Source organism: Tepidimonas sp. (assembly GCF_029335975.1).
GTDB lineage: Bacteria > Pseudomonadota > Gammaproteobacteria > Burkholderiales > Burkholderiaceae_C > Tepidimonas.
The window spans coordinates 1-3,413 of record NZ_JARJMT020000005.1 but is presented as its reverse complement, the minus strand read 5'-3'; the positions used below and the strand labels follow the sequence as shown (position 1 = coordinate 3,413).

The window sequence follows — 3,413 nt, the reverse complement described above, 5'->3', positions numbered from 1 at the left end:
CTCCGCCTACCGGGGGGCGCAGGGGGTGGACCCCCAGCGGCTGGAGCAGATCAAGGCGCTCTACGGATTCGACAAGCCGCCGCACGAGCGCTTCTGGCAAATGATGCGACAGTTCGTGCGTTTCGATCTGGGGCAGAGCTTTTTCCAGAACAAGCCCGTGGCACAGCTGATCTGGGAGAAGCTGCCCGTGTCGATGAGTTTGGGCCTGTGGACCTTCGTCATCAGCTATGCGGTGGCCGTGCCCCTGGGCGTGGCCAAGGCCGTGCGCGCCGGCTCGCGCTTCGATGTCGTCACCTCCCTGATCATTCTGGTGGCGTATGCGATTCCCGGCTTCGTGCTCGGAGTGGCGCTGCTGGTGATCTTTGGCGGGCAGCTGCAGTGGTTTCCGCTGCGCGGACTGGTCAGCGACCACTGGGCCGAGCTGTCGTGGCCAGCGCGCATCGTCGATTATTTGTGGCACATCACGCTGCCGGTGCTGTCGATGGTGCTGGGCAGTTTTGCCGTGACGGCGATGCTGACCAAGAACGCGTTTTTGGAGGAAATCCGCAAGCAGTATGTCTTGGTGGCGCGTGCCAAGGGCCTGAGCGAGCGGCAGGTGCTCTGGAAGCATGTGCTGCGCAACGCGATGATTCCGATCGTGACCGGTTTTCCGGCCGCGTTCATCGGGGCGTTTTTTACGGGCAGCCTGCTGATCGAGACGCTGTTCTCGCTCGATGGTCTGGGGCTGCTGAGTTATGAGAGCGTGATCCGTCGCGACTATCCGGTGGTCATGGGCACGCTGTTTCTGTTTACGCTGATCGGGCTGTTTACCAAACTGGTCAGCGACCTTTGCTATGTCTGGGTGGATCCCCGTGTCAAGTTCGATTGATGCCCCACACGCCTCCCCGAGCCCGGCTCGGCGGGCCTGGCGGCGCTTTGCGCGCAATCGGCTCGGCTGGTGGAGCTTGGTGCTGTTTGCGGCGATGGTGCTGGCCAGCCTGTTGGCCGAGGTGCTGTCCAACGATCGGCCGCTGCTGGTGCGCTACGAGGGTCAGTGGTATTGGCCACTGCTGCACGACTACCCGGAGACCACTTTTGGCGGCGACTTCGAGGCCCCCACCGATTATTTGGATCCCTACGTGCGCGCGCGTCTGACCAGCGGCGACAATTGGGCGCTGTATCCGCCCAACCCTTACGGCCCCAAAGCGCTCAACTACTGGGCGCCCGGGCCGCATCCGGCACCGCCCAGCCGCGCCAACCTGCTCGGCACCGATGACCGCGGACGCGATCTGCTGGCGCAGTTGATATACGGCTTTCGCATCAGCGTGCTGTTTGCGTTGGCGCTGACGGCGATTGGTGTGGTGCTGGGGGTGCTCGCCGGTGCGGTACAGGGCTATTTTGGCGGCCGGCTCGACCTGACGATGCAGCGCCTCATCGAGATTTGGTCCTCGATGCCGGAGCTGTATCTGCTGATCATCTTCAGCGCCGTGTTCGCGCCGAGCATCACGCTGCTGCTGGTGTTGCTGAGCCTGTTTGGCTGGATGGGGCTGGCCGACTATGTGCGTGCGGAATTTTTGCGCAACCGCCAGCTCGACTATGTGCGCGCGGCGCGGGCGCTGGGGCTGTCGCACACGGCCATCATCTGGCGGCATGTGCTGCCCAACAGCCTGACGCCGGTCGTGACGTTTTTGCCCTTCCGCATGAGTGCATCGATTCTGGCGCTGACGTCGCTGGACTTTCTGGGGCTGGGCGTGCCGCCCGGAACGCCGTCGCTGGGCGAGCTGCTGGCGCAGGGTAAGAACAACATCGATGCGTGGTGGATTTCGCTGTCCACCTTCGCTGTGCTGGTGCTGACGCTGACGCTGCTCACCTTCATGGGTGACGCGCTGCGCGATGCGCTCGACCCCCGAAAGGCCGACTGATGAACGGGCAGGCGACGGCGTTGCTGACCGTGCGCGGCCTGCGCATTGCGTTTGGCGGGCGGCCGGTGGTGCACGGTATCGACTTCGATGTGGCCAGGGGTGAGAAGGTGGCCCTGGTGGGTGAATCCGGCTCGGGCAAGACGGTGTCGGCGCTGAGTTTGCTTCGCCTGTTGCCAGATGCCCATCTCGAGGGAGAGGTGCGCTTCGACGGGCAGTCGCTGTTGACCTTGCCGGAGCGTGCCTTGCGCGCCTTGCGCGGCGATGCGGTGGCGTATGTGTTTCAGGAGCCGATGACGGCGCTCGATCCGCTGTATCCGGTGGGTGAGCAGATTGCCGAGGTGCTGCGGCTGAAGCGGGCGCTGCTGCCGCGCCAAGCTTGGGCACGCGCGGTGGAGTGGTTGGCCCAGGTGGGCATCGACGACGCCCCGCGGCGGGCACGCCAGTACCCTCATCAGCTCAGCGGCGGGCAGCGCCAGCGCGCCATGATCGCCATGGCGCTGGCCGGCGAGCCCCGTTTGTTGATCGCGGACGAGCCGACCACGGCCTTGGACGCCAGCCTGCGCTTGCAAATCCTGGCGCTGTTGGAGGAGCTGCAGCGCCGCCTGGGGCTGGCGGTCTTGCTGATCACGCACGACCTGAACCTGGTGCGGCGCTTTGCCGACCGCGTGGTCGTGATGGAGCAGGGGCAGGTGGTCGAGGCGGGGCCGGTGGCCCGGGTGTTTGGCGCGCCGGCGCATCCCTACACGGTGCGTCTGCTGGGCAGCCGCCCGGTGCGGCCCGATTGGCTGCAAGCGGATGCGCCGGCCGCAGACGCCCCCCTGTGCCTGGAACTCGGCGGCGTGAGCGTGACATACCGTGTGCCGCGACCCGGGTGGTGGGGGTGGTTTCGCGCCGGGCGGTTCACTGCGGTGCGCGGGGTATCGGCTCAGCTGGCGGCCGGCCGTACGCTGGGGGTGGTGGGGGAGTCTGGATCGGGCAAATCTACGCTGGCGCTGGCCGCGCTGGGCCTGCTGCCTGCCCAAGGCCGCCTGTCGGTGATGGGGCGGACGTGGCAGGGCAGGGCGGCGGACCGCCCCCTGCGCCGCGAGGTGCAGGTGGTGTTCCAAGACCCGTTCTCGTCGCTGTCGCCGCGCCTGACGATCGAGCAGATCGTGGAAGAGGGCTTGCGTGTGCACGAGCCGCAGTTGTCGGCCGCCGAGCGGCGCGAGCGCGTCGTGGCGGCCTTGCAGGAGGTCGGCTTATTGTCTGCCTCAGCGACCCCCGCCGAGATCGCAGCGTGGCTGCAACGCTATCCCCATGCGTTTTCGGGCGGACAGCGGCAGCGCATTGCGATCGCACGGGCGCTCATCGTGCAGCCGCGTCTGTTGGTGTTGGATGAGCCGACCAGTGCCCTGGATGTCACGGTGCAGCGGCAGGTGATCGAGCTGTTGCTGCGGCTGCAGCGCGAGCGCGGTTTGGCATACCTGCTCATCACCCACGATGTGGAGGTGGTGTGGGCGATGGCGCACGATG

General features: G+C 66.4%; 3 protein-coding genes. All 3 read left to right on the top strand.

Annotation, left to right across the window (positions count from 1 at the left end; all coding sequences use genetic code 11):
- A partial coding sequence (locus P3W97_RS00325; protein WP_300842996.1) for an ABC transporter permease subunit occupies positions 1–868 on the top strand: 868 nt, incomplete at its 5' end.
- Entirely contained in the window at positions 834–1,901 is a 1,068-nt protein-coding gene (locus P3W97_RS00320) for an ABC transporter permease (protein ID WP_300842995.1), read from the top strand. The genes P3W97_RS00325 and P3W97_RS00320, both read left to right, overlap by 35 nt.
- The coding region (locus P3W97_RS00315; RefSeq protein WP_300842994.1) for an ABC transporter ATP-binding protein at positions 1,901–3,413 on the top strand (1,513 nt) is incomplete at its 3' end. The genes P3W97_RS00320 and P3W97_RS00315, both read left to right, overlap by 1 nt.